At 58.5% G+C, this 23,951-nt stretch carries 18 protein-coding genes; 8 read left to right on the forward strand and 10 right to left on the reverse strand.

Features of this window, described 5'->3' with window-relative positions:
* Positions 1–22: 22 nt before the first annotated feature.
* The 5 genes from prmA (at position 23) to IEW18_RS11855 (ending at position 9,167) form a co-directional block, all read left to right on the forward strand.
* The gene (gene prmA, locus IEW18_RS11835) at positions 23–859 is read left to right on the forward strand and encodes a 50S ribosomal protein L11 methyltransferase (RefSeq protein WP_188558056.1); all 837 of its coding nucleotides are present in this window, start codon (positions 23–25) and stop codon (positions 857–859) included.
* A gap of 377 nt (positions 860–1,236) precedes the next feature.
* Positions 1,237–6,426 carry a hypothetical protein gene (locus tag IEW18_RS11840; RefSeq protein WP_188558057.1) on the forward strand — a complete coding sequence of 1,730 codons (5,190 nt, stop codon included), beginning with the start codon at positions 1,237–1,239 and terminating at the stop codon, positions 6,424–6,426.
* A gap of 161 nt (positions 6,427–6,587) precedes the next feature.
* The gene (plsY, locus tag IEW18_RS11845) at positions 6,588–7,229 is read left to right on the forward strand and encodes a glycerol-3-phosphate 1-O-acyltransferase PlsY (RefSeq protein WP_188558058.1); all 642 of its coding nucleotides are present in this window, start codon (positions 6,588–6,590) and stop codon (positions 7,227–7,229) included.
* Between the two features lie 22 nt (positions 7,230–7,251).
* Positions 7,252–7,722 carry a peptidase associated/transthyretin-like domain-containing protein gene (locus IEW18_RS11850; RefSeq protein WP_188558059.1) on the forward strand — a complete coding sequence of 157 codons (471 nt, stop codon included), beginning with the start codon at positions 7,252–7,254 and terminating at the stop codon, positions 7,720–7,722.
* Between the two features lie 80 nt (positions 7,723–7,802).
* Entirely contained in the window at positions 7,803–9,167 is a 1,365-nt protein-coding gene (locus tag IEW18_RS11855) for a dipeptidase (RefSeq protein WP_188558060.1), read from the forward strand.
* 87 nt (positions 9,168–9,254) lie between these two features.
* Here the strand turns inward: IEW18_RS11855 and IEW18_RS11860 are convergent, their stop codons facing one another.
* The 3 genes from IEW18_RS11860 to IEW18_RS11870 all read right to left on the reverse strand — a co-directional run bounded on the left by IEW18_RS11860 (position 9,255) and on the right by IEW18_RS11870 (position 11,741).
* Positions 9,255–9,857: a porin family protein gene (locus tag IEW18_RS11860; protein ID WP_188558061.1), complete on the reverse strand. Its 603-nt coding sequence runs from the start codon at positions 9,855–9,857 to the stop codon at positions 9,255–9,257.
* Between the two features lie 102 nt (positions 9,858–9,959).
* Positions 9,960–10,661, reverse strand: coding sequence for a porin family protein (locus tag IEW18_RS11865; protein ID WP_188558062.1), 702 nt, complete (start codon positions 10,659–10,661; stop codon positions 9,960–9,962).
* 330 nt (positions 10,662–10,991) lie between these two features.
* Entirely contained in the window at positions 10,992–11,741 is a 750-nt protein-coding gene (locus IEW18_RS11870) for a porin family protein (RefSeq protein ID WP_188558063.1), read from the reverse strand.
* Between the two features lie 287 nt (positions 11,742–12,028).
* On the opposite strand from IEW18_RS11870, the gene IEW18_RS11875 reads away from it, so the two are divergent.
* On the forward strand, positions 12,029–13,150 hold the full coding sequence (locus IEW18_RS11875; protein ID WP_188558064.1) for an acyloxyacyl hydrolase: 1,122 nt from the start codon (positions 12,029–12,031) through the stop codon (positions 13,148–13,150).
* Between the two features lie 115 nt (positions 13,151–13,265).
* Here the strand turns inward: IEW18_RS11875 and IEW18_RS11880 are convergent, their stop codons facing one another.
* From IEW18_RS11880 to IEW18_RS11910, 7 genes are all read right to left on the reverse strand, one after another.
* Positions 13,266–14,300, reverse strand: coding sequence for a quinone-dependent dihydroorotate dehydrogenase (locus IEW18_RS11880; protein ID WP_188558065.1), 1,035 nt, complete (start codon positions 14,298–14,300; stop codon positions 13,266–13,268).
* 129 nt (positions 14,301–14,429) lie between these two features.
* Positions 14,430–15,968, reverse strand: coding sequence for a YifB family Mg chelatase-like AAA ATPase (locus tag IEW18_RS11885; protein ID WP_188558066.1), 1,539 nt, complete (start codon positions 15,966–15,968; stop codon positions 14,430–14,432).
* Positions 15,969–16,224: 256 nt separating this feature from the next.
* Complete coding sequence (gene lpcA / locus IEW18_RS11890) at positions 16,225–16,806, reverse strand: D-sedoheptulose 7-phosphate isomerase (protein ID WP_188558067.1); 582 nt, start codon at positions 16,804–16,806, stop codon at positions 16,225–16,227.
* A gap of 15 nt (positions 16,807–16,821) precedes the next feature.
* A complete protein-coding gene (locus tag IEW18_RS11895) occupies positions 16,822–17,226 on the reverse strand; it encodes a hypothetical protein (RefSeq protein WP_188558068.1) in 405 nt (134 codons plus the stop codon).
* Positions 17,227–17,420: 194 nt separating this feature from the next.
* Complete coding sequence (locus tag IEW18_RS11900; RefSeq protein ID WP_188558069.1) at positions 17,421–19,268, reverse strand: ABC transporter ATP-binding protein; 1,848 nt, start codon at positions 19,266–19,268, stop codon at positions 17,421–17,423.
* Positions 19,269–19,423: 155 nt separating this feature from the next.
* Positions 19,424–19,780, reverse strand: coding sequence for a hypothetical protein (locus IEW18_RS11905; protein ID WP_188558070.1), 357 nt, complete (start codon positions 19,778–19,780; stop codon positions 19,424–19,426).
* A 347-nt stretch (positions 19,781–20,127) separates the two neighbouring features.
* A complete protein-coding gene (locus tag IEW18_RS11910; RefSeq protein WP_188558071.1) occupies positions 20,128–22,041 on the reverse strand; it encodes a hypothetical protein in 1,914 nt (637 codons plus the stop codon).
* A gap of 121 nt (positions 22,042–22,162) precedes the next feature.
* On the opposite strand from IEW18_RS11910, the gene IEW18_RS11915 reads away from it, so the two are divergent.
* Together IEW18_RS11915 and upp are read left to right on the forward strand one after the other, a co-directional pair.
* Complete coding sequence (locus tag IEW18_RS11915) at positions 22,163–23,119, forward strand: GNAT family N-acetyltransferase (RefSeq protein WP_188558072.1); 957 nt, start codon at positions 22,163–22,165, stop codon at positions 23,117–23,119.
* On the forward strand, positions 23,107–23,820 hold the full coding sequence (upp, locus tag IEW18_RS11920) for a uracil phosphoribosyltransferase (RefSeq protein WP_188558073.1): 714 nt from the start codon (positions 23,107–23,109) through the stop codon (positions 23,818–23,820). Before IEW18_RS11915 ends, upp begins: the two co-directional genes overlap by 13 nt.
* Positions 23,821–23,951: the final 131 nt, after the last annotated feature.

The following is a 23,951-nucleotide window of genomic DNA, read 5'->3' on the forward strand; positions in this document are numbered from 1 at the left end:
GACTCCTGATAGTTTTCTGGGTATGGATTACGTTGAAGTACGCGTACAAGCTCCGCGCGAGCTGTCGGATATTCTGGTGGCTGAGCTGGCCGAAGTAGGATACAGCACCTTCGAAGACAACGACGAGGGCTTTTGCGCCTACATTGATGAAGACCAGTTTTCGGCAGATAATGTGGCTGAGGTGATGAGCCGCTACGAGGGCCTGGGCGAGCTGGAATTTTCGCACCGCGTCATTACCCGCCAGAACTGGAATGCTGAGTGGGAAAAGAACTTTCAGCCCCTGGTTATTGCCGATAAAGTTTCGGTGCGGGCGCCCTTCCACGAGGCCCGGCCCGAGCTCGAGCACGAAATCGTGATTATGCCGCGCATGTCCTTCGGCACCGGCCACCACGACACTACGGCCCTGATGATTACCAACCAGCTCGGCATCGACCACCACGGCAAGCGCGTGCTGGACATGGGCTGTGGCACCGGCATTCTGGCCGTAATGGCCGTGCAGTTGGGGGCCCGCTACGTGCTGGCCGTGGACGTGGAGCCCTGGACCGCGGAGAATGCCGCCGACAACGCCGCCGAAAACAATGTGCAAGACAAGGTGGAGGCCCGCCTCGGCGACGTAACGGCCCTGGCAGGGGAGGAGCCCTTCGACATCATTCTGGCCAACATCAACCGCAATGTACTGCTGGAAGACATGGGTGCCTATGCCCAGTACCTAAAACCCGGCGGGCCCATCCTGTTTTCCGGTTTCTACGAGGACGACTTGCCTCTTATTCAAGCAGCGGCTGAAAAAGCTGGTTTCCAGTACGAGAGCCACCGCACCCAAAACCACTGGGTGTCGGCCGTGTTCCGGCAGCCCGCCTAGGTTCCAGCAGAGCATAACGGCCTAGTCACTACCAGTTATTCCGAGCAAAGCGGGGAATCTAAGCCAACTTTTTGAGTAGGAAACCCAGACTCCCGGCGCTGCTCGGAATGACTGGTTGATGGGTAAGAGCAGCTACACCTAGCAGAAATTTTCCGACCCGTCCCAGGCAACAATTTTGCCTGGGACGGGTCGTTTTTTCGCCTGCCTCCTCGCTACAGCTCAAGCTCTACTAGGCACTGCTGGAACTAGGCTGACGATCAGAATGGTATAAAAAAAAGGTGCCCTATGATTGTGGCGAGGGGCGGGCCAATCCGGCGCGAAAAGTGCTGGGTTTTGTCGAAATTGTAGGCGATTAATCAGGCTTTGACGAATTTGATATGAAGCGTACTCTATTTGGATGGGTTTGCGCGCTGCTGTTGGGAATACATGCTCCGGCCTGGGCGCAGCAGAAACCGCAACCTGCCAAACAACCGGCCGGCGCGCCGGCAGCCGCGCCAGCGCTGCCTAGGTTCACGGGCAAGCTTAGCTCCGAGCCCGAGCAGTTCATGGTGGATGTGCAGTCAATGATGGCTACCACCAACAACGGCGCGGCCAAAGCCGCCGGCACGCGCCTGCAGCAACTGTGGGCCAGCAACAAGCTCACGGCTACCCAGCAGCGCTACATTGTGTCCTTAAGCCAGTACATGCTGGCGCGCAAGTTTCGGCCCAAGCCCCACTTCGAGCATTTCTATACGGCCATTGCGGCCGGGGCACTGGTCCAGAATTTTTCGGATCAGCAGATGACCGAGTTTCTGAGCGTGGCGGGCAAAGCCCTGGAAAAGGAGCAGCCGACCGACGCCGAGAAGTTTATGGCCAGCGCTGCGCAGTTCCTGGACACCCGGTTTCTGTACCGCTCGCGCTACAGCACCTTGCGCGTGGTAGGCGGCACGTTCAGCTTTGCCTACAACGAAACGGACATGCCTTCCATGGCACCGCCCGCGCCCCCGGCGGCCCCTACGCCGGCCCCGGCCACCGTTTCTACCAAGAAGCTGGATACCAAAAAGAAAAACAACGGCTGGGGCGACGAAGACCCCTGGAACACAGACAGCGGCACGGCGGCCAAATCTGCCGACGGGAGCGGCTGGACCGACCAAACGCCTTCCTACAGCGCTTACGTAGCGCCTTCTACCCGCGGCCCGGTGCTGCTTATCAAAGACGCCGACCTGTTTCTGGCCTCGTCGGGCGACTCCGTGTTTATCCGCAAAACCAGCGGCGCGGTGATGCCCGTTCGCAACCGTTTTGTGGGCTACGGTGGGCAGTACGCCTGGCAGGTAAATGCTAATCCCGTTACGGCCGACCTGACCACGTACGACTTCGACATTACCCGGCCCGAGTTTACGGCCCAGCCGGTAACGCTCACCTACCCGGCCGTGCTGGAACAGCCCGTGCAGGGCTGGCTGGCTTACCGCAGCCTGAAGCGCAAAACACCCACTACCGATACCGGCTACCCCCGTTTCGTGTCCAATACCAACGACGCGCGGGTAAAAAACATCGGGCAAAACATTCGTTATTTCGGCGGCTTCTCGCTGTCGGGCAACCGGGCGCTGTCGGCTTCCCTGGACGGAGCCTTGTCGCGCATTATTGTGGATGTAGACGGCAAGCCCAAGTTCCGGGCTTCCTCGCGGGCGTATGAACTGGGCGACTCCGTGATTACGGCCTCGCACGCGGCCGTTACCATCTTCCAGGACAAGCAGGACTCGCTGACTCACCCCGGCGTGAAGCTGAAGTACAACAAGCCCAAGCAAGTGCTGCAGCTGGCCCGGGAAAGCGGCCTCTACAAAACCACGCCCTTCTACGACTCCTACCACCAGATGGAAGTCACGGCCGAGCTGCTGACTTGGCCCCTGCGTACGCCCTACATCGACTTTTCCATTCTGACGGCTAAAAACCAGGTAACGGCCAACTTCGAGTCCAAGGAGTTTTACACTAACACCCGCTACCAGCAGATCAAGGCCATCAACAAGCTGCACCCGCTCCAGATGGTGGTGGGCTACAGCATGGAAAACGGCAACAAGAGGCTGTTCACGATTCAGGAAGTAGCCACCTTCCGCAAGCTCAAGCCCGACAACGTGCGCACCGCCGTAGCCGGCCTGGCCCGCGACGGCTACGTAGCCTGGTATCCGCAAACCGACCAGGTAGTGCTGCTACCCAAAGCCATGCACTACGTGAATTCGTCGCGGGGTAAAAAAGACTACGACCACATTGCCATCAAGAGCCTGTCGCCCTCGGGCAAAAACGCTACCCTCGACCTGAACACCAACGACCTGATTGTGCGGGGCGTGGACCGCTTCAACTTCTCCGATGACTCCGTGACGGTGTTCGTGAAGCCCGACTCCAGCGTTATCCGCATCCAGAAAAACCGGGGGGTGCTGTTCAATGGCACCGTGGTGGCTTCGGCCTTTGTGTTCAAGGGCAAGGAGTTTAAGTTCGACTACGACGGGTTCTACATTGATTTGGTCAAGATTGACTCCATCATTGTGAAGGGCAAGGGCTCGAAGGGCTCCGTAATGAAGGCCCGCAAGGACGTAGACTGGACCCTGACCAACAAGAAGAAAAACTCGGCCGGTCGCCTCTACATCAACGCGCCCAACAACAAGTCGGGCCGCAAGAAGCTGGGCGCCTACCCCACCTTCGACGCCAGCACCGGGGCCTACGTGTACTTCGACAAGCCCGAGGTGCTCGGCGGCGCCTACGATACCACCGTGTACTTTGACATCCCGCCCTTCAAGCTCGACTCGCTCAACAACAAAAACCGGGCGGCCGTGGGCTTTAAAGGCACGTTCGTGTCGGGCGGCATCATGCCCGATTTCCAGACCAAGCTGAGCATGCAGGACGACGGCTCCCTGGGCTTCGTGTATAACGTGCCCAAGGAGGGGTTCCCGCTCTACGGGGGCAAAGGCCGGCTGTTCAACAAAGTGCTCATGAGCAACCGCGGCTTGCAGGGCCTGGGCAACGTGAAGTACCTCACCGGCGACTTCAGCAGCGACCAGTTCATCTTCTACAAAGACTCGGTAGTAACGGTAGGTAAAACGGCTACCATTCTGCCGGGGCCGCTCAACGGGACGGAGTTTGCGAAAGTGAACCTGCTGCCCGGCTACCAGATGAAGTGGGCCGTGAAGCAGGACTCCATGTACCTGACCACCCAAGCCCAGGGCGAGTCGTTCAAGTTGTACGATACCAACAACGGCTTCAAGGGTACGCTTACTTACACTCCCGGCGGCCTCTACGGCGACGGCCGCATGGACGGGCCCCAGTCCTTTATCCGGTCCACGTCCTTCGCCTTTAAGCCTACCCGTTACACGGGCAAGAAAGCCACGCTGAACATCAAGTCGGCGGAGGTGAACAAGCCCGCCCTGACGGCCAACAACGTAAACTTTACCTACGACCTCAAGGCGGGTAACACGGAGTTTGCCCGCGAGGAAGGCGACAATAAGTCGAGCATTGAGCTGCCGTACTCTCAGTACCGCACCACGCTCTCGGGCGGTAAGTGGGACTTCAAGAAGAAGCTGGTGCAGCTGCGGGTAGCGCCCGGCGCCGATTCCTCGCGCTCCTTCTTCTACAGCACCAAGCCCGAGCAGAAAGGCCTCAAGTTCCAGGCCGCTACCGGCCAGTACGATTTGAGCCGCTACCGGCTGGTGGCCGGCGGCGTGCCCCGCATTTCTTCGGCCGACGCTTGGATTACCCCCGATTCCAGCAAAGTTTACATTCTGCCCAACGCCGAGATGCGCGCTTTCCAGAACGCGGGCATCGTGATGGACACGCTGCGCAAGTACCACCAGTTGTACAAAGGCGAAATTCGGGTGCTTTCGCGCATGGCCTTCTCGGGCAACGCGCTGTACAGCTACAAGAACGCCTCCGCCGATTCATTCGCCATCAAGTTCGCCAACTTCCACGTCGATTCGATGGCGACCATAACGGCTTCGCTGGGCAAAAACGGCGCGGCGAAGGGCGGCATGAAGGGGCTGCTTAAGCGTGGGCCTTCGGAAGACGAACAGCCCGCCTCCCCACCGACTATTGCGGTAGCCAGCTTGCAGGCTACCGACAAGTTTCACCTGGCCCCGCGCATTGCCTACCGGGGCGGCGTCACGATGAACTCCCAGAAAAAAGGCTTCACCTTCGACGGCCAGGCCAAGCTTAACTTCGTGAAGTCGACGACGGCCTCCGACTGGTTTGCCGTGCAGGATACCATTGACCCCAAGGGCATCCGCATCAAGCTGAACGGGCCGAAATCGGAAGATGGGACGCCCATGCTGTCGGGCCTGTTCCTGTCGGAAGGCACGGGCAAGATTTACCCCTTGTTTGTGGCCACCAAGCCCGGCGTGACGGACATGAACCTGTTTGAGGTAGACGGCGACCTGCGCTTCAATCAGAAGAAAGGCCAGTACAGCATCAGTCGCCACGACCCTGCCGACCCCGACGTGTACGAAGGCTCGGTGCTGACCCTAACGGACTCCACGGGCGCGCTCGACTTCCGTGGCAAGCTCAACCTGATCAACTCCAATAAGGACTACACCCTGACGGCCGCCGGCCTGGGCTACGCCAAGCCCGACAGCGCCATCTACGACCTGAACACCTTCCTGACCTTCGACATTAACCTGCCGGAGAAGGCCGTGGAAGCCATGGCCCAGGACCTGGCCACGAACGCCAAGGGCGCCCCGGAAGCGCTGGACGGCTCGCCGGCCCAGCTCTACAAAATGGGTGAGTTCATCGGCAACAAGGCCGTGCAGGAGTACAGCACCCGCAAGGGTGGCTACGTGCCCCTGCAAAAAGTATCGGCTAAGTTCCTGCACACGGTGGTGCTGAATCAGGTGAATCTGCGCTGGAATGAGAAGTTCAAGTCGTGGTACTCGGTGGGCAAAATTGGCCTGGTGAGCGTGGGCAAGAAGGACATCAACGCCCTGATTGACGGCTACATCGAAATCAAGAAGGAAAGCACCGGCGACGCCGTGGAGCTCTACCTGGAAGCCGAGCCCCAGACCTGGTACTACCTCAAGTACTCCAACAACGTGATGCTGGCCAAGGCCCAGCACGGCTCCTTCGACGAAATCATCGGTCTGAAAGCCAAGGGTGACTATAACACGGCCACCGAGTACGGCTTCTACCTCGGCGACGACATGGAGGTGCAAACCTTCCTCAACCACTTCCGCAAGGACTACCTGAAGGAAACCGGCAAGCGCAAAGTCAACACGACCCAGCCCCAGAGCTCTGGTAACTTCGACTTCATGGAGGAGGGCGCCAAGAAGAAAAAGAAGAAAAAGGATCCGGTAGAAGAGGCCCTGGAAGCCGACCCCAACGCCGCCCCGCCCGCAGAGGAACCCGCCAAGAAAAAGAAGAAAAAGGACGAGCCCGTAGAAGCCGCTCCGGCCCCCACCGACGCTCCGGCCGAGGACACCGGCAAGAAAAAGAAGAAAAAGGATGAGGCGGTAGAAGCTACCCCGCCCACCGATACCCCACCGGCCGAGGAACCGAAAAAGGAATCCAAGAAGAAAAAGAAGAAGGACGCCAACGACCCCTTCGGCGACGAGTAACCTGAAAAGCCCCGGCAGAAAATCTGCTGGGGCTTTTTTGTCATTCCGACCGGAGGGAGGAATCTGGGTTAGCCGTATTGGTACGAACCCAGATTCCTCCCTCCGGTCGGAATGACAATGATATCTTTGCCTATACCGACGAAACGCTACCCATCTTTCCCATGAATCTCCCCTTAGTGCTTGGCCTGTTGGTGGCCGCTTACCTTATTGGCTCCATCCCAACGGCTTTGTGGGTCGGCCGCGCGTTTTTCGGACTCGATATTCGGGAGCATGGTTCGGGTAATTCCGGGGCTACGAACACGTTTCGGGTGCTGGGCAAGAAGTCCGGCTCCTTCGTCATGGCCGTGGACGTGCTCAAGGGCTGGGCCGCTACCTCCCTGGCTCAGGTCATGCTCAACCAGGGTGCCATTCTGCCCGAGCAGCTGTTGTATTACCAGCTGGCCTGCGGCGTACTGGCCGTGGTTGGTCACATTTACCCTATTTGGGCGGGTTTCCGCGGCGGCAAGGGGGTAGCCACCGTGCTGGGCATGATGCTGGCCATTGCCCCCGCCACGGTGGGCGTGTGCATTCTGGTGTTTATCGTCACGCTGCTGATTTCGCGCTACGTGTCCCTGTCCTCCATGACGGCCGGCCTCGTGTTTGCCTTGCTCCAGCTGCTACCCCAGTTCCGCCCCGATAACTCGTTGCTGCTCTGGTTTGGCTTCGTGCTGGCCGCCCTGCTCGTGTACACCCACCGCGCTAATATCGGCCGCTTGCGCGCCGGCACCGAAAGCCGCGTGCCCATGCCGTGGGATAAGAGGTAAATGCGTATGATGATATTATTCTATGAATTTCAAGATTGTAATAACAGTATTGTTATCAATTACCCTTTCTGCCTGTCGGCGGACTTTGGTGCTTACCCAGGAGGCAGCTAATCCTGCCACGCTGGAGAAAAAGCAGATGCGCCGCATCCTTCGTCGCTCAACCGTGGTACTAAGTCCGCCACCTTCCGGATATACCCGTCTGCGCCGAACGAACCCGAACCACGAAGCCTTAGCGTGCGGGCGAATTGTTGTGTTGGAGGGCATTAATACTTCACGGCCATTTCCTGGAGCTATCAGTAGGTTTAATCGACAGTCGTATGTCAGTGCTGATGAAAATGGTTACTACATATTGCCTTTAGCGCCCGGAAAACACAAGCTACAGGCAGGAGCTGTGGGCTTGTTCTTTTCGCAGCCATTGGCCCTGACCGTTGAGCAAGGGGACTCTATCATCATTAACTACGAGCTGCTGCCGGATTTTCGTCCTCTTCACTAGGATTGTTGCACTATTACGCGCCTCCTACCTATCCCTTCCCTACTTTTACCCTCCGCATTTCCAACCAACCCCACCGCCGCATGGCTTCCTACCTCGAGCAGAACCAAGAGCGTTTCCTGAGTGAGCTGATTGACTGGCTCCGCATCCCCTCCGTATCCGCTGATCCTAAGTTTCACGGCGACGTGCTGCGTGCCGCCGACTACCTGAAAGCCCGCTTCGAGGAAGTAGGCCTGGAAAACGTGGAGCTGTGCCCCACGGCCGGCAACCCCATCGTGTACGGCGAGAAACTCATTGACCCTAGCCTGCCCACGGTGCTCGTGTACGGCCACTACGACGTGCAGCCCGCCGACCCTTACGAGCTGTGGACCTCCGGGCCGTTTGAGCCGGTTATTAAGGACGGCAAGATTTACGCCCGCGGGGCCTGCGACGACAAAGGCCAAGTGTATATGCACGTAAAAGCCCTGGAGCTGATGAACCAGGAAGGCGGCGTGCCCTGCAACGTGAAGGTGATGATTGAGGGCGAGGAGGAAATTGGCTCCAATAACCTGGGCATCTTCGTGCGCAACAACAAGGAGAAGCTCAAGGCCGATGTCATCCTGATTTCCGATACCGGCATGCTCAGCAACGAGCAGCCCAGCATTGAGGTCGGCTTGCGCGGCCTGAGCTACCACGAGGTAGAAGTAACCGGCCCCAACCGCGACCTGCACTCCGGCCTCTACGGCGGGGCCGTGGCCAACCCCATCAACGTGCTCTGCAAGATGATTGCCTCTTTGCACGACGAGAACAACCACATTACCATCCCGGCCTTCTACGACAATGTAGCCGTGCTGAGCGAGCAGGAGCGGGCCGAGCTCAACCGCGTGCCCCACTCCGATGAGGAGTTCATGCAAAGCATTGGCTTGCCGGCTACCTACGGCGAAAAAGGCTACACCACGGTGGAGCGCATTGGCATCCGACCCACGCTGGACGTGAACGGCATCTGGGGCGGCTACACCGGCGAGGGCGCCAAGACGGTTATTGCCTCCAAGGCCTACGCTAAAATTTCCATGCGTCTGGTGCCGAATCAGACCTCTGAGGAAATCACGCAGATTTTCCAGCAGCACTTCGAAAGCATTGCCCCGGCCGGCGTGACGGTGGTGGTAAAGCCCCACCACGGCGGTGAGCCGGTCGTAACGCCCACCGATTCGGTAGCCTACAAAGCCGCCGCCGATGCCATGGAAACCACCTTCGGCAAGCGCCCGATTCCTACCCGGGGCGGCGGCTCCATTCCGATTGTGGCCATGTTCAAATCGGAACTGGGCCTGGATACGGTGCTGCTTGGTTTCGGCCTCGACTCTGATGCTATTCACTCGCCCAATGAGCACTACGGCGTGTTCAACTTCCTGAAGGGCATCGAAACCATTCCGCACTTCTACCGCAACTACGCCGCCGCAGCTACGAAATAAACAGCGGCTTACTCCCTAAAGCAAGAGAGGCTCGTTTCCGCGTTGGAAACGAGCCTCTCTTGCTTTAACACTGCTTACAACTTGCTGCTAACGGCCTAACAGGTAGCCTAGCTGAAACTGAAATACAGAATTGTATGCTTTGACCTTGTTGCCCGCAATATCCTTATAGATGGGAGTAAATCCTTGATTATACCGGATGCCAATGCTCGGGCCGCTGCTGAACTGGTAGCCAACCCCGGCCACGCCGCCCAAATCAACGGTGTTGTAGGGCTCTTTGTCGGTGCCGGAAATAGAGGAACTGCCGCTGCGTAGCTCATTTTTTGCGGCTACCAACACCCCCACCTGCGGACCCAACTCGAAGAAAGGCCCATCGGCATTGATGCGCAGCAGCACGGGAATATCAAGGTAGTGCAGGGTAAGTTTGGACTCGACAGCGCCGTTCTCCGTGCGGGTTCCTTTCACTGAGTACAAAATTTCGGGCTGGAGGGCAATAAAGTTTTTCGGCGCCAATCCGAATTGAAAAGCTACTCCACCAATAGGACCAACTCTGTTTTTGTTGTTCTGGTCAGCATCGTCGCCCGAAATGGTGGCCAAATTGGCGCCGGCCTTGATACCGATCTGCACCGACTGCGCCTGCGCCAGACCACTAACGCCAGCCACCAACACGAGGGAAAAGAAAACCTTTTTCATAGGAAAGAGATGTAAGAGGTATAAAAGTAACCTGAGCCAGCAAACAAGCCCCGCCGAGCCCTACGAAGGCTCAGCGGGGCTTGGGCAAACGTGCTGAATAGTTTATTTACTCGGAATCAGGTAGCCGAGCGAGAGCTGGAACGCGGAGTGGCGGGCGTTGGCCAGGTCGCCGTTGAAGTAGCTGCCGTTGTCGCTCTTCACAAAGTCGCTGAAGGCACCGGTGTAGCGCAGGTTCAGGCTCAGGCCATTATCGGCCTGGTAGCCAACCCCGGCCACGTAGCCCAGCTCGCTGCGCTTGAAGCCGCTTACGTCTTTTTTGTTTTCCGCTTCCGTCACCGTGGGTGTGCCGTTGGGCTGGCGCGTGCGGGTTACTTTCGTTTCATCGTTAGCGCTAAGCAGGTAGGAGTACTGCGGGCCCGCTTCCAGAATCAGCCCCCCGGCGTTTACCTTGAGCAGCACCGGAACGTCAAGGTAGTTGTAGTTGACTTTGCCCTCACGCTTCTCCGTGTAGCCTACCCCCAGAATCGTGCTGGTGTACTCAGTCGGCTTGTTTTCGAAACCCTTCTGCGAATACAGAATTTCCGGCTGAATGGAGAAGAAGCCGTCGCCGGTAACGTCCGCGTTCAGCATGACGCCGCCCAGGAAGCCAAATTTGTTGTTGTAGGTATTCTCGTTCTGAACGTTGCCGGCCAGGTTGGAATAGTTAGTGCCAGCGCGCAAGCCCAGACGGACACCTTGCGCATAAGAGGACGAAACAGCGGCTACTCCCAACAGGGTAGCGGCAAATAAGACGGTCTTTTTCATGGTGCAAATAGGGTTGAGTGGCAATTCCACGGGTTGAAGAAGTGGAATTGTCGGGCTAACGTCGAAAAGTGTGCCAGCGTGTGCGTTTCTCACGGAGAAAGTTCCTGGTTCCGAGCCTATCTTTTAAAAATGTTTGATAGTCAGACTCGTAAACTCTTTGCTTCAGCTGCTGATCTTATCACGTTGGCTGACTTCGTTTGCAGTAGTGACCTAGCCCGCACAACTGCCGGTAAAATACCCTTAGTCGAAGCCAGCACCCGGTTGCACACCACAAAAAAATGGCTACCCCACAGCAGGAGTAGCCATTATTACAAGTTGCAAGTCAGTTGCTTACTTGGTCGGAATCAGGTAGCCCACTTGCAAGGTGAAGGCGTTGTTGAATGCTTTAGGCTCGTTGTCCTGGTCTTTAGTGTCGATCAGGGAGTTGAAGCCGCGGGCATAACGCAGGCCTAGGCTCAGGCCGCCATCGGTCATGTAGCCCAGGCCGGCTACGCCACTGATGTCGAACTGCGACAGGTCGGATTTGTAGGCCTCGTCGCGGCTGATGCCGGTGTAGTCCTGGAAGCCGCTATTGGCATCCACCTTATCCTTTTGGCCGTTCGTGTATTTGGTCGTCGTCTGCTGCTTGTTTTTCGAGCCAAACAGGTAGCTCACCTGCGGGCCTAGCTCGAAGAACAGGCCGCCAGCGTTGATTTTTGCCAGCAGCGGTACGTCTACGTAATGCAGCACACGCTTCTGCTCTACCTCGATTTTAGAGATGTTGGAGCCGGCGGCGAAACCTGAATTTTGTTCCGTCTGGATTTCGTAGCCCTTACGGTTGTAGAGCAGCTCCGGCGAGAAGGAGAAGAAGCCGTCGCTGCTCAGCGGAATCGTTAACGATACCCCGGCGTTGTAGCCGAGCTTGTAGTCGGCCAAGTCGGTGCTGTAGTTAGGGCCAGTAATCTGCCCAACATTGTCGCCAGAAATGTTGGAATATGTGGCCCCGGCTTTCACACCAATGCGGAAGCCGCCGGCATCCTGGGCGTGAGCTACTGAACCAGCTGCGGCCAAGGCCACCGTAAGAGCTGCAAATTTTTTCATGGGATAGGGGATGGGGAAAGTACCTACAAAGACCACTTCACTGACCAGCACAGCCACGTTCCTCGTGGTTTCAGGCCTCATAGCGCAAAAAAGGCTCAGTTAGTTGCGGATGAGTACAGAATTACTTGAGAATTATCCTAGTGATAATACAGCTCCTCATGAGGAAGTGCAACACCAGCAATCTGTTACAACACCATTTGGTGGCATAGCATAGAAGCCGGGCGTGGGGCCGCGGTTCAGGGCTTCCAACAGGTTTTACTACTTTTGAGCAGTTGGCCTTCCGCGTTATGATGATTCGATTTGGGGTGCTACTGGCAGGGTTGCTAGCAAGAGCTAGCCTAGCAAATGTCCAGGCCCAAACAACCCCGGAGCTCCTCACCCGCAACCGGCCTCCGCTGGTAGTGGGCGCCTACGCGCAGGGAAGTTTTATCGTTGCCCACACGCCGGCAGTTAAGCACTTGGCCGTATCGCACCCGACAGGGGTGGAGGTGAATCTGCAGCGCCAAACGAACGGCGCGGCGCCCTGGCACGCCTGGTACCGCTACCCCAAAGTTGGCCTGGCCCTGGTGTACTACGACTACCATAACCCCGTGCTCGGGCAGTCATACGCGGCCAGCGTCTACATCAACAAGAGCTTTTGGCGGACTCAGCGCCAGGAAGTGAGCTTCCGCATCGGAACGGGGGTAGGCTACTTTCCCGTGCGGTTCGACCAAGCTGTCAACCACAAGAACGTCATTATCAGCTCCCGGCTGAATGCCACGATTCAAACCCGGATTGAGTATGATGTGGCCCTGAGCGAACAGTTGGGCTTGTTGCTGGGAATAGGCCTGAACCATTATTCCAACGGTGCTACCACCAAACCCAATTTCGGCATTAACCTGCCTACCGTGCTGCTGGGCCTCAATTATCATCAGCAGCGGCCCTTGCGCCCCCTGGCAACGCCCCCGGCCCCGGCGCCCACCGACCTGGGGCGTAATTTTCTGAACCTGAGTACCTCTTTGGGCTGGAAGCAGCGCAATGAAACCGACCCACGGCACTACCTGGTGAACTCCGTGACGCTGGCAGTGGGCCGGCGCGTGAACCGCAAAAGCAACCTCATAGCGGGCCTGGAAGGGTTTTACGACCGGAGCCTGCAAGCCCAGCTGCGCGATACGGCCCGCACCAACGAGCAGCTACCCGACGTGAAAAAGGCGGGTGCCTACGTAGGCCACGAGCTGTTGTTTGGCCGGCTGGCCTTTGTGTCTCACCTCGGTTTCTACCTCTATAATCCCTACAAATCCAATAGTTTTTACTACGAGCGGCTCGGGCTAAAATACCATTTCACGGAGCGAATCTTTGGCAACATAGACCTGAAAGTACACCGCGGTGCGGCCGACGTTATTGAGTGGCGCCTAGGCGTAAAGCTGTAAACAACGGCTGGCGTTGAGCTCGAAGTTATACAAAGCCATATTACCCGCCAGCAGCCCCAAGCAGAACAGCCGAGCATAAGCCTGCTGACTAGAACTAGCAAATAAGCTCCGGGAATCAGGCCGTAGTAAGGGCCTGATTGATTTGCTTAACCAGCCCGGGCCCTTCGTAAATAAACCCGGAATACAGCTGCACGAGGGCGGCGCCGGCGTCCAACTTCTCCCGTACGTCCTGCGCCGAATGAATGCCGCCCACGCCAATAATAGGCAGTTGGCCGCGGCTGCGGCTGCTCAGGTACCGGATAACTTCCGTGGCGCGCCGCCGGAGCGGGCGGCCGCTGAGGCCGCCCGCTCCGGTAGCCGTCACCTGAGCCTCGGGCGTTATTAGGCCGGTGCGGCTGATGGTAGTGTTGGTAGCCACCAGGCCGCTGAGCTCGGTTTCGCGGGCAATCAGCAAAATGTCATCGAGCTGAGAATCAGTTAGGTCTGGGGCAATTTTTAGCAGCAGGGGCCGGGGCCGCGGTAAGGCCTGGTTGCGTTCCTGCACTTGTTGCAGCAGGGCAATAAGCGGCTCCCGCTCCTGTAACTGGCGCAGGTTGGGCGTGTTAGGCGAGGAAACATTGACCACGAAATAGTCGACTACCTCGTGCAAAGCTTCCACGCAAGCCACGTAGTCCTGGGCGGCTAGCTCATTGGGCGTGTCCTTGTTCTTGCCAATGTTGCCCCCGATGATTAGCCCGGAGGCGCGGCGCTGGCGCAGGCGGGCGGCGGCAGCTTCAGTCCCGTAGTTATTAAAGCCCATGCGGTTGATCAGGGCCTCATCCTGGGGTAGCCGGAACAGGCGCGGCTGCGGGTTGCCCGGTTGCGGCCGGGGCGTAACCGTTCCTATTTCCACGAACCCGAACCCCAGGGCCGCCAGCTCATCCGTCAGCTCTGCATTTTTATCGAACCCCGCCGCTAGGCCCACCGGATTCCGAAACGGCAGCCCAAACACCTCCCGCTCCAGGCTGGGGTGCTGGTAATCGTAAAGGCTGCGCAACAGGGCTTGGCCCCCCGGCAAGCGGTACAGGCGTTTCAGGTTGTTGAAAACCAGATGATGGGCCTCTTCCGCATCAAGGCGGAAAAAGAGCGGTTTGAGCAGCGCTTTGTACATGGCCCTGCAAAGATGGTGATTCGGTGATGGAGTGAGTTAATGAGGTGGTGATTTCGTGAGTCAGTGAGTTAATGATTCAGTCGTCCTTGCGAGGTAGTACAACTCAATTACTCAATCACCAACTCACTTCTATCCCGCCCAGCCTTCCCGGTCGAGGCTGCGGTACTGGATGGCTTCGGCTAGGTGCTGAATCTGAATTTCTTCGGTACCGGCCAAATCGGCAATGGTGCGGGCTACCTTCAGAATCCGGTCGTAGGCCCGGGCCGAGAGACCAAGGCGCTCCATGGCCGTCTTGAGGAGGGTTAGGCCGGCTTGGTCGATGCGGCAGATATCCTTAACCATTTGGGAAGGCATCATGGCATTGGAATGAATCTCGGCAAACTCCCGGAAGCGCGCGGCCTGCCGCTGCCGGGCCTGCTCCACCCGCTCCTGAATCGAGCGGCTGTCCTCGGAGCGGCGCGTTTCCGTCATCTGGTCAAAGGTCACGGGCGTAACTTCCACGTGCAAATCAATACGGTCCAGCAGCGGGCCGCTGACTTTGTTGAGGTAGCGCTGCACTACGCCGGGGCCGCACACACACTCTTTTTCGGGGTGGTTGTAGTAGCCACAGGGGCAGGGGTTCATGCTGGCGATAAGCATAAAATTGGCCGGAAAATCAATGCTGACCTTGGCCCTGGATATAGTCACGCGGCGCTCTTCGAGGGGCTGGCGCATTACCTCCAGCACTGTGCGCTTAAATTCCGGCAGCTCATCCAGAAACAATACCCCGTTGTGGGCCAAGGAAATTTCCCCGGGCTGGGGGTTGCCTCCGCCGCCAACTAAGGCTACGTCGGAGATGGTGTGGTGGGGGGAGCGGAACGGCCGCGTATTGAGTAGGGAAGCATCAGCCCCCAGCTTGCCGGCCACCGAGTGAATTTTGGTGCTCTCCAGGGCCTCCTGCATGTTGAGGGCGGGCAAAATGCTGGGCAGGCGCTTGGCGAGCATGGTTTTGCCCGCGCCGGGCGGACCAATCATAATAACGTTGTGGCCGCCGGCCGCTGCAATTTCCAGGGCCCGCTTGATGTTTTCCTGACCCTGCACATCGGCAAAGTCGGCGGTGTACTGGTTGGCTAGTTGCTGGAACACGTCCCGGGTATCAATTACTACGGGCGTAATAGCTTGCCGGCCCTCCAGAAAATCAACGGCTTCCTGCATGGTATCCACCGGAATGATATCCAGGTTATTGACGATGGCGGCTTCCTGTGCGTTGCCGCGGGGTAGGATAAAGCCCTTGAAACCTTCCTTGCGAGCCTGGATGGCAATGGGCAGCACCCCTCGCACCGGCCGCAGCTCCCCATCCAGCGCCAACTCGCCCATGATAATGTACTCGCTTAGTCGCTCGGTGGTAAGCTGCTGGGAGGCGTGCAGAATGCCCAGGGCAATGGGCAAGTCATACGATGATCCTTCTTTGCGAATATCGGCGGGGGCCATGTTCACGACCACCTTCGTGCGCGGCATCCGGTAGCCCCGAAACTTCAGGGCTGCTTCTACCCGCTGCTGGCTTTCCTTGATGGCGTTATCGGGCAGGCCCACCACAAAAAAGCCCGTGCCCTGCGATACAACTACTTCAATGGTAATAGTATAAGCGTTAACCCCTTGCACGGCCGAGCCGAAGGTTTTGGTAAGCATAACTCCGGGAATACATTGGTAAGAGAATGGGAATAGCGAAGATAGAATAATTGTAGCAGGGGCCTGACTGCGCCGCGTTTTTCAGCAACTCGCACTCAGCAGCAGAGTCAATAAAGCAGACAGAAGAACATAGCGGTAGGTAGCAAACGGCCGAATCCAGGTAGAGAGACGCACAGTGCTACGTTGCTCTACCTGGATTCGGCCGTTTGCTACTTCAACTGCATACGCAGGCAGTAGTGGCTTGTGGCCAGACTTGCTACTTCACGAGTTGCTCAATGAGCATAATCATAATGTGGATGGCCTTGATGTGGATTTCCTGAATCCGGTCGGCGTAGCCGCTGTGCGGGGCCCGGATTTCTACGTCGCTGATAGCCGCCAGCAAGCCGCCGTCCTTGCCCGTCAGGCTTACTACCTGCATGCCGGCGGCGCGGGCGGCCTGGGCGGCAAGGAGCACGTTCGGGGAGTTGCCGCTGGTACTAATGGCCAGCAGCACGTCGCCGGGGCGGCCCAGTGCCTCCACGAAGCGGCTGAATACGTGGTCGTAGCCGAAATCATTGGCCACGCAGCTCATATGAGAGGCTTCCGTAAGGGCAATGGCGGCCAGGGCGCGGCGGTTCTGGCGGTAGCGGCCGGTTAGCTCCTCGGCGAAATGCTGGGCGTCGCAGAGGGAGCCACCGTTGCCGCAGGTCAGGATTTTGCCGCCCTGGTTCAGGGAATCGGCCATTAGGCGGGCCGCTTGTTCAATGGCCGGCAAACTGGCCGGGTCTTGCAGAAAACGTTCGAGAACCGACTGGGCTTCCGTTAGCTCGGCCCGAATAAGATCAGAAAGAGAAGACACGATACGCGGTAAAAGTTAAACCAGGGGCTGGTTGGCGGCATCCGAAGGAGGCACGCCCGACGATGCCGGTGCGATGTAGCCGTCGGGGAGGGTAGTGGTGCCGGTGCGCGGGGCGCCCAGCGGGCGGTCGGCGGAAGTGCGCTGCTCCATCTGATGGTCGTAGAGCCGGGCCTTCAGCTCGTTGATTTTGGCTTCGCGGACGGCTACTTCCCGGCGCAGCAGGGTGCTATCGAGGTTTTCCGTAATCAACTGCAACCCCAGCAGCACCACCGCGGCAATAAGCAACCCGAAGTACAGCGCCTCCGAAGTGCCAGCCATGCCCACAAAGCTGGCGCGTACGGAAGGTAGCAGGAGCACGAGCAGCGCCAGCAGCAGGAACACCATTACCAGAATCGTAACCAGACGTTTGAGAGCAAGCATGAGTTGTAGCAGGTTGTGGTGAAGTACATAACTAGCCCTCATACGGGACAGCCAAATTCGCGGACTAAATATAGGTTTTTCGCAATGGGAAACCGGTCATGGCTCCGTTTGCCGCCGTTTTCGTCCGTTTCGGTTCTGGCGCGCCACTTAGTTGATGGCTGACGTTCCGCGGGAAGGCTCAGTTGCTCCTGGGCTTACACCAGGGCGGCATTGGTTGTCTGCATCAGGCTTAGGCGCTGGTAGAGGCCGCCTTCGCGCTGCTGCAGCTGCTCGTGGGTGCCGCGCTCCACAATGCGGCCGTGCTGGAGCACCACAATTTCATCGGCGTGCTGTACCGTGCTCAGGCGGTGGGCAATAACCAGGGAGGTCCGGTTCTGCATCAGGCGCGTCAGGGCTTCCTGCACCAGCTTCTCGCTTTCCGTGTCGAGGGCCGAGGTAGCCTCGTCCAGAATCAGGATGGGCGGATTGCGCAGAATGGCGCGGGCAATGCTCAGGCGCTGGCGCTGCCCACCCGACAGGCGGCTGCCCCGGTCGCCAATGACCGTTTGGTAGCCCTCCGGCGAGGCCATAATGAAGTCGTGGGCGTTGGCAATGCGAGCGGCTTCCATTACTTCCTGCTCGGTAGCCTGAGTATTGAAGCGAATATTGTTGAAAATGGTGTCGTTGAACAGAATGCTTTCCTGGGTCACGATACCCATTTGGTCGCGCACGGAGTGAATGGTGCAGTCACGCACATCGTGGCCATCAATGAGGAGCTGGCCACCAGTAGGGTCGTAGAAACGGGGGAGCAGGTCGGCCAGGGTGCTTTTACCGCCCCCGCTGGGCCCGACCAGGGCCACGGTTTTACCTTTCTGGATGGTCAGGTTAATGTCCTGGAGTACGGGCGTGTCGCCGTAGCTGAATTGCAGGTTGCGCAACTCAATTTGGGCCTGGAAGGGGGGTAGCACTTGGGCATTAGGCTTGTCCCGGATTACCGGCTCGGTATCAATAATGCTAAGTACCCGCTCGCCGGCCACCAGCCCGCGCTGAATGTTGCCAAACGACGACGATAGGGCCTTAGCCGGCGTGAGTACCTGCGAAAACAGAATCACGTAGCCAATAAACGTCTCGCCGTTCAGTTCCGACTGGCCGCCCAAAATTAGGGTTCCTCCAAAGTACAGCAGGCCTGCTACCACCGAAACGCCGGCAAACTCCGAAAACGGCGAGGCTAAGTCGCGGGTGTTGTCAATAGCGCGCGAGGTACGGGCATACTGGTCATTTTGGTCCTCAAACTTGCCTTTGATGTATTCCTGGGCATTGAAGGCCTTGATAACCCGAATGCCGCCCAGCGTTTCGTCAATTACGGAAAGCATGGTACCGAGCGTACTCTGGCTTTGCTTGGCCTGGGTGCGTAGGCGCTTGGCCACGGTAGCAATGATGCCCCCCGAAATGGGTAGCAGAATCAGGGTAAACAGCGTGAGCGGCAAGGATATATGAAACAGCACCGCGAAGTAGGCAATAATGGTCAGCGGCTCCTTAATAACGGCCGTCATGGTGTTCACCACGGACGTTTCTACCTCCTGCACGTCGGAGGTAAAGCGCGACATCAGGTCGCCCTTCCGCTCCCCGCTGAAAAAGCCCAGCTGCAGGCCAATAATGCGGTGGTACAAGTCGCGGCGCAGGTTGCGGATGACGCGGGCGCGTACTTTGGCCAGCAGCCGCAAACTCAGGTAGCGAAACACATTGCTTAGCAGCACCGAGCCTACCACCACCAAGCACACAAAAGCCAGCGCCCCTAGCTTCCCCCGATCAGCCAGCACATCGGCAAAAAAGTAGTTAAACGTGTCCGTGACCCACTGAATGGTTGGCCGGAACGCCGGAATATGGTCGGGCGCCTGCACTTCCACGCTGCCGGTTTTGTCGAACAGCACCTTCAGCAGCGGAATGATGAGGGTGAAGTTGGCAATGCTGAAAATAATGGTCAGCACGGTGTACAGCAGATATTGCGGCAGGAAGACGGCCCAGGGGCGGGCGTACTGCAGAATGCGGAGGTAGGTTTTCATCGGGACTGCAAAGGTAGGGCATCCGGCGCGCTACCAGCACGGCCGCATGTTAAGGGAGCATAGCCAGGGGGAGAGGCATCGTTAACAAGCAAGAAAGCCTCCTGCCAGGCTGGCAAGAGGCTTTGAGGAAAAACTGACGTCAAATCTAACGGCTTTCAGGCCTTGAACATGCCGACTACCTCAATCTGGCCGACGATATGCTGGTTGAATTCGGCTAGCTCCTCGGCCGGCACCCACAGCTCCTCATGTTCCCGGCCGCCCACGTTCTGTACCGGAAATGAGGCGGCATAGTCGGCGTCCACGGCAAAGCGCAACACGTAGCCCACGCCGTAGTAAGGCACGTTCCAGTCCCGGGCAATCTGGGCGGCGTACTGCTCATTTAGCACGGGGTAGAAGATGGGCTGCTCCGGCAGGCGCGGCGGAAACTCCAGCCACCCCGAGGCGGCAATTAAATCCAACTCCTGCTGATTAACTGGCCGGTAAAGCAGCATGGTGGCAGATTCATGGCGCATGGCTTTTGCTGGGTGATGGGGTGATGGGGTGATGGGGTGATGGGGTGATGAGGTGAAAAGTGACAGGTGAAAAGTGAAGGGTGACAGGTGAGAGGAGGTGATGCTGGTGGGGAAAGAGTAGACCGTCATTCCGAGGGCAGCGAGGAATCTCGCGTGCTGATGTTGCCAAAGTAATCCCACGCTGGGCTACGCTCCCATACACCAATTGCCTGCTAACCTCAGCACGCGAGATGCTTCGGCTTCGCCTCTGCATGACATTCTATAGCCTTCCTCACCCCAGCACCACTCTCACCTGTCACCCTTCACTTTTCACCTGTCACCATTTACCCCATCACTTCATCACCTCCTCAAAACTCGTGCAGGCGCTGGGCAATGTTCCAGCGCAGGGCCACGGTGGCTAGGGCGTCGGTGCCGGCGGTAAAGAAGGGCACGGGCTGGTCGAGGGTTCGGTGACGCACAATCAGCTTACCGTCGAGCCAGAGGTTGTGGGCCGCTTGGTAGGTGGCGGTAAAGTCGCCGTGGAAGAGGTAGGAGGTGGGGCCGCTGCCAACCACAAAGCCGTACTCCCGCAGGTTGCCGTTGGCATCGAGTGGGCGGTTGGTGTAAGGCAACAACACGTTGGAGCCGAAGTTCTGACCCACCGGATCAAGCCCTTGCTTCACGTAAAAGCCCTTCGCTACCACGTTCAGGCGGGGCAAAGGCTGGTAGCTTACAATGCCCACCAGCTCCCACAGGTTGGCGCCCATGGGGTGGGCCAGGGACTGGGCGTTGTGCTGGTAGTTGCGGAATTTGTCCTCGTGCTGGTACATGTAGGGGCGGATGTAGTTGAATTCGCCCTGGATATCGAGGTTCCGGATGCCGGCCACGTCCACGTACTTGCCGCCGAGTTGGAAGGCCTGTTTGTTGGCCCACCAGCCGTTACCGCTCCGGATCTGGCTAAGCACGAATTCATCCAGCACCAACTGCCCGTAGAGTTGCACTTGCCGCTTGATATTCCATTTGAAATCCAGACCCAAAATAGCGTTGTCCTCAGAACCCGTACCCTGCTCCACCGCCCGGTAGAAGATGATGGGGTTCAGGTACTGCAGTTCCAGACCTCGGCGGCGCTGTCGGGGTTGAGCTATCGAAGGCGTATTCGTATTATTATCGTGGTCCAGATAGTCAATGACTGTCTGATACCCGCTGTACACCACGCTTTCGAACAGGCCCACGTTCAGGTTAGGCTTGATGTCGAAACTCAAGTGGTGGAAGGCCAGGTACTTGCGCTGGTAATCCGTATCGAGGTTGGGCGCATCGGCCGTCATCTGCGCGAACAGGTTCTGGTAGTGGAATTTCCAGATGCGCGTGTTTGCCTTCAGAAACAGGTAGGGCGAGGCGTAATCCGACAGAATCAGGCTGCGGTAGCCGTTGCCAATCTGGTTTCGGTCGTGGCCTAGCTGCAGACTGACGTGTTTGCCGGCGGCGTAAGTCAGGTAGCCGCGGGCGGAAAGGAAATCGTATTGGCCCGGCGTGTTCTTGAACGGCTTCCAGAACCCTTCGTGCGGTACGGCTTGGTCGCGCTCAATGCGCTGCTGCACGTAGAGCGGCACGGCCATCTGGTTGTCGGCCAGGAAGGTGTAGAAACCCAGGCGTTGGTCAATGGTGCCTTCTACCTGCACCCCGCGCGTGTTCAGGAAACTGTAGCTTTTGCTGCCGTCGCTGTTGCCCAGGCTCAAACCCAGCACGGGGTTTACCCGCAAGGAGAAATCGGGCGTTTCCAGGCTGTAGAGGTCGGAGCGCCGCTCGTAGAAGTGCTTCAGAACGGGTTGCTCCCGCAGGTTCACGGCCGAGTCCTGTTGGGCATCGTGCCAGTTGTCGCGCAGCAGGTAGCGCACATTAAAGCGGTCCTGGCGCGACAGGCCGGCGGTGGAGTCGCGCAGAATACGTTCGGCCAGCCGGGCCACGGCCGCCCGCGTGTAGGGCCGCACCGAGGTGTGCGGGTCAGCCAGGGAATCGGAGCCGTATTTGATGGCATACCGATCAATAAGCCGATAAATATCCGCATCCAGGGGCACGTAGGTAGTGCCCATCGTCGTCTTGGTCAGGCCCGGCGTGCCCAGGTTCCAAGCGGCTGATTTATACGGCCGGGCGGGTTTGGGTGGGGCATCGTAGGTTACCCAGTTGCCTTGCCCGTCGGTGGGGCGGGTGGGCGTGTCTTGGGCGGCGGCCGGAGCCGTGAATAGGCCGGTTAACGCCAGCGGTAGAAGGTAGGATTTTCTCATAAGCAGAGCCGTTTACGCCGAAGCCGACGCGCGGGTAGGCAAACCTACGGAGTTACGGTAAGATTCAGTTCGGATAAGCAGTCCAGTAACGCCGGAAGTTGCGCCGCAGTACCTTTGCTTCATGCCCACGCGCTTGCTCCGCCACCACGAAATCGACCTCGCCGCCTGGGATGCCTGCGTTGGGGCGGCCCGGCAGGTAGTACCCTACGCCTGCTCGTGGTGGCTGCAGGCCACGGCCGGCCGCTGGGATGCGCTGGTGGAGCTGGAAGAAGGCAGTGGACGCTACCTGAGTGTGTGGCCCCTGCCCGTGAAACGGCGCCCCTGGGGCCGCGAAGTCTACCAGCCTCCCTTTACCCAGCAGCTGGGCTGGCTTACCCAAACCGAGGCAACGCCGCCGCTGGATGCTGATGAACTAGCGAATCTTGGCGTCCTGTTGGCGCGCTACTCCCGGTTCTATACCCAGCTCAACGATGCCAATGCGCTGCCCTCTGACGCGTCGCTGCCGGTAACGTGTCAGCACCGGCATACCTATCATTTGCGGCTGGACGGCAGCTATGAAGCCGTGCGGGCCGCTTATGCCGCCGACTACCGCCGCCGCCTGCGCCTCAACCAAGCCGCCGGCTTTCCGCTTCAGGTCACAGAAACGACAAACGCGGAGCCTTTGCTTCGGCTGTTTCAGCAAACCAAGGGGCCGGAAGCAGGCCTCAAAACCCGCCATTACATCCGTATGCGCCGTTTGGTAACAGCCCTTGGTCAGCGGCAACTCCTGGATATCCGGGAAGTCCGGGAACCCCAAACCGGCGAGCTGCTGGCCGGGGCTTTGTTTGTGCGCTACCGCACTCGGCTGGTTTATTTATTTGCCGCGGCCTCCGGGGCCGGCAAAAAAGCCGGGGCCCCGCTGCTATTACTGGATGCGGTTATTCAGCACCACGCCAACACGCCGGAGCTGGTTTTGGATTTTGAAGGCGGAATGATACCGTCAATTGCTCGTTTTTTCGCCAATTTCGGGGCCGAGCCCGTGTCCTATGCGGCCCTATCGTTCACCCAACGCCCCTGGTATCTGAAATGGATGCGCTGACCCCCACTCCGACTGATTCTGCCGCGGCTGCCGCTGCTACCCCCGCCGCCGACCGTAGCCGCGTGCACGTGGTGTGCGCCGAGCCCTCCATTGCCAACCACTTCCTGGCGGAGCTGCGCGACGTGACCGTGCAGCAGGATTCGCTGCGCTTCCGCCGCAACCTGCAGCGCCTCGGCGAAATCATTGCCTATAAAATCAGCTCCCAGCTCAGCTATACTGACCAAACCGTGCGCACGCCGCTCGGCGAGTCCAGCGGCAAGCTGCTCCACGATTTTCCGGTGCTGGCTACCGTGCTGCGGGCTGGCCTGCCGTTTCACCAGGGCTTTCTGAATTACTTCGATCAGTCGCCCTCGGCCTTTGCCGCCGCCTACCGCATTGAAGGCACGGCCCAAGTGCAAGTGCAGGTCGACTACCTCTCGGCCCCCAGCCTGGATGAGCGGGTGCTGATTCTGGTTGACCCCATGCTGGCTTCCGGCAAATCCCTAGTGCAGACGTACCGGGCCATGTTGCGCTTCGGTACGCCCCGGCAAGTACACATTGCCGCCGTGATTGCCAGCCCCCAGGGCGTGGAGTACGTCACCCGCGAAGTGCCCGAGGCCACGCTGTGGGTAGCCGCCATCGACCAGGGCCTCAACGACCAAGCCTACATTATCCCGGGCCTCGGTGATGCCGGCGACTTGTCGTACGGTAGCAAGCTGTAAGAACAGGCCCACCGACGGCGAGGCCGAGCCGGGTTTACTAACAAAAGCCTAACCGCAGGTAGCGAAATCGGCTGGGGTAAATCCGTTATCTTCATGGGTACGTTTACGCACGTTGCCTTCCGCTTTTTCCA

Source organism: Hymenobacter glacieicola (genome assembly GCF_014640315.1).
GTDB classification, from domain to species: domain Bacteria; phylum Bacteroidota; class Bacteroidia; order Cytophagales; family Hymenobacteraceae; genus Hymenobacter; species Hymenobacter glacieicola.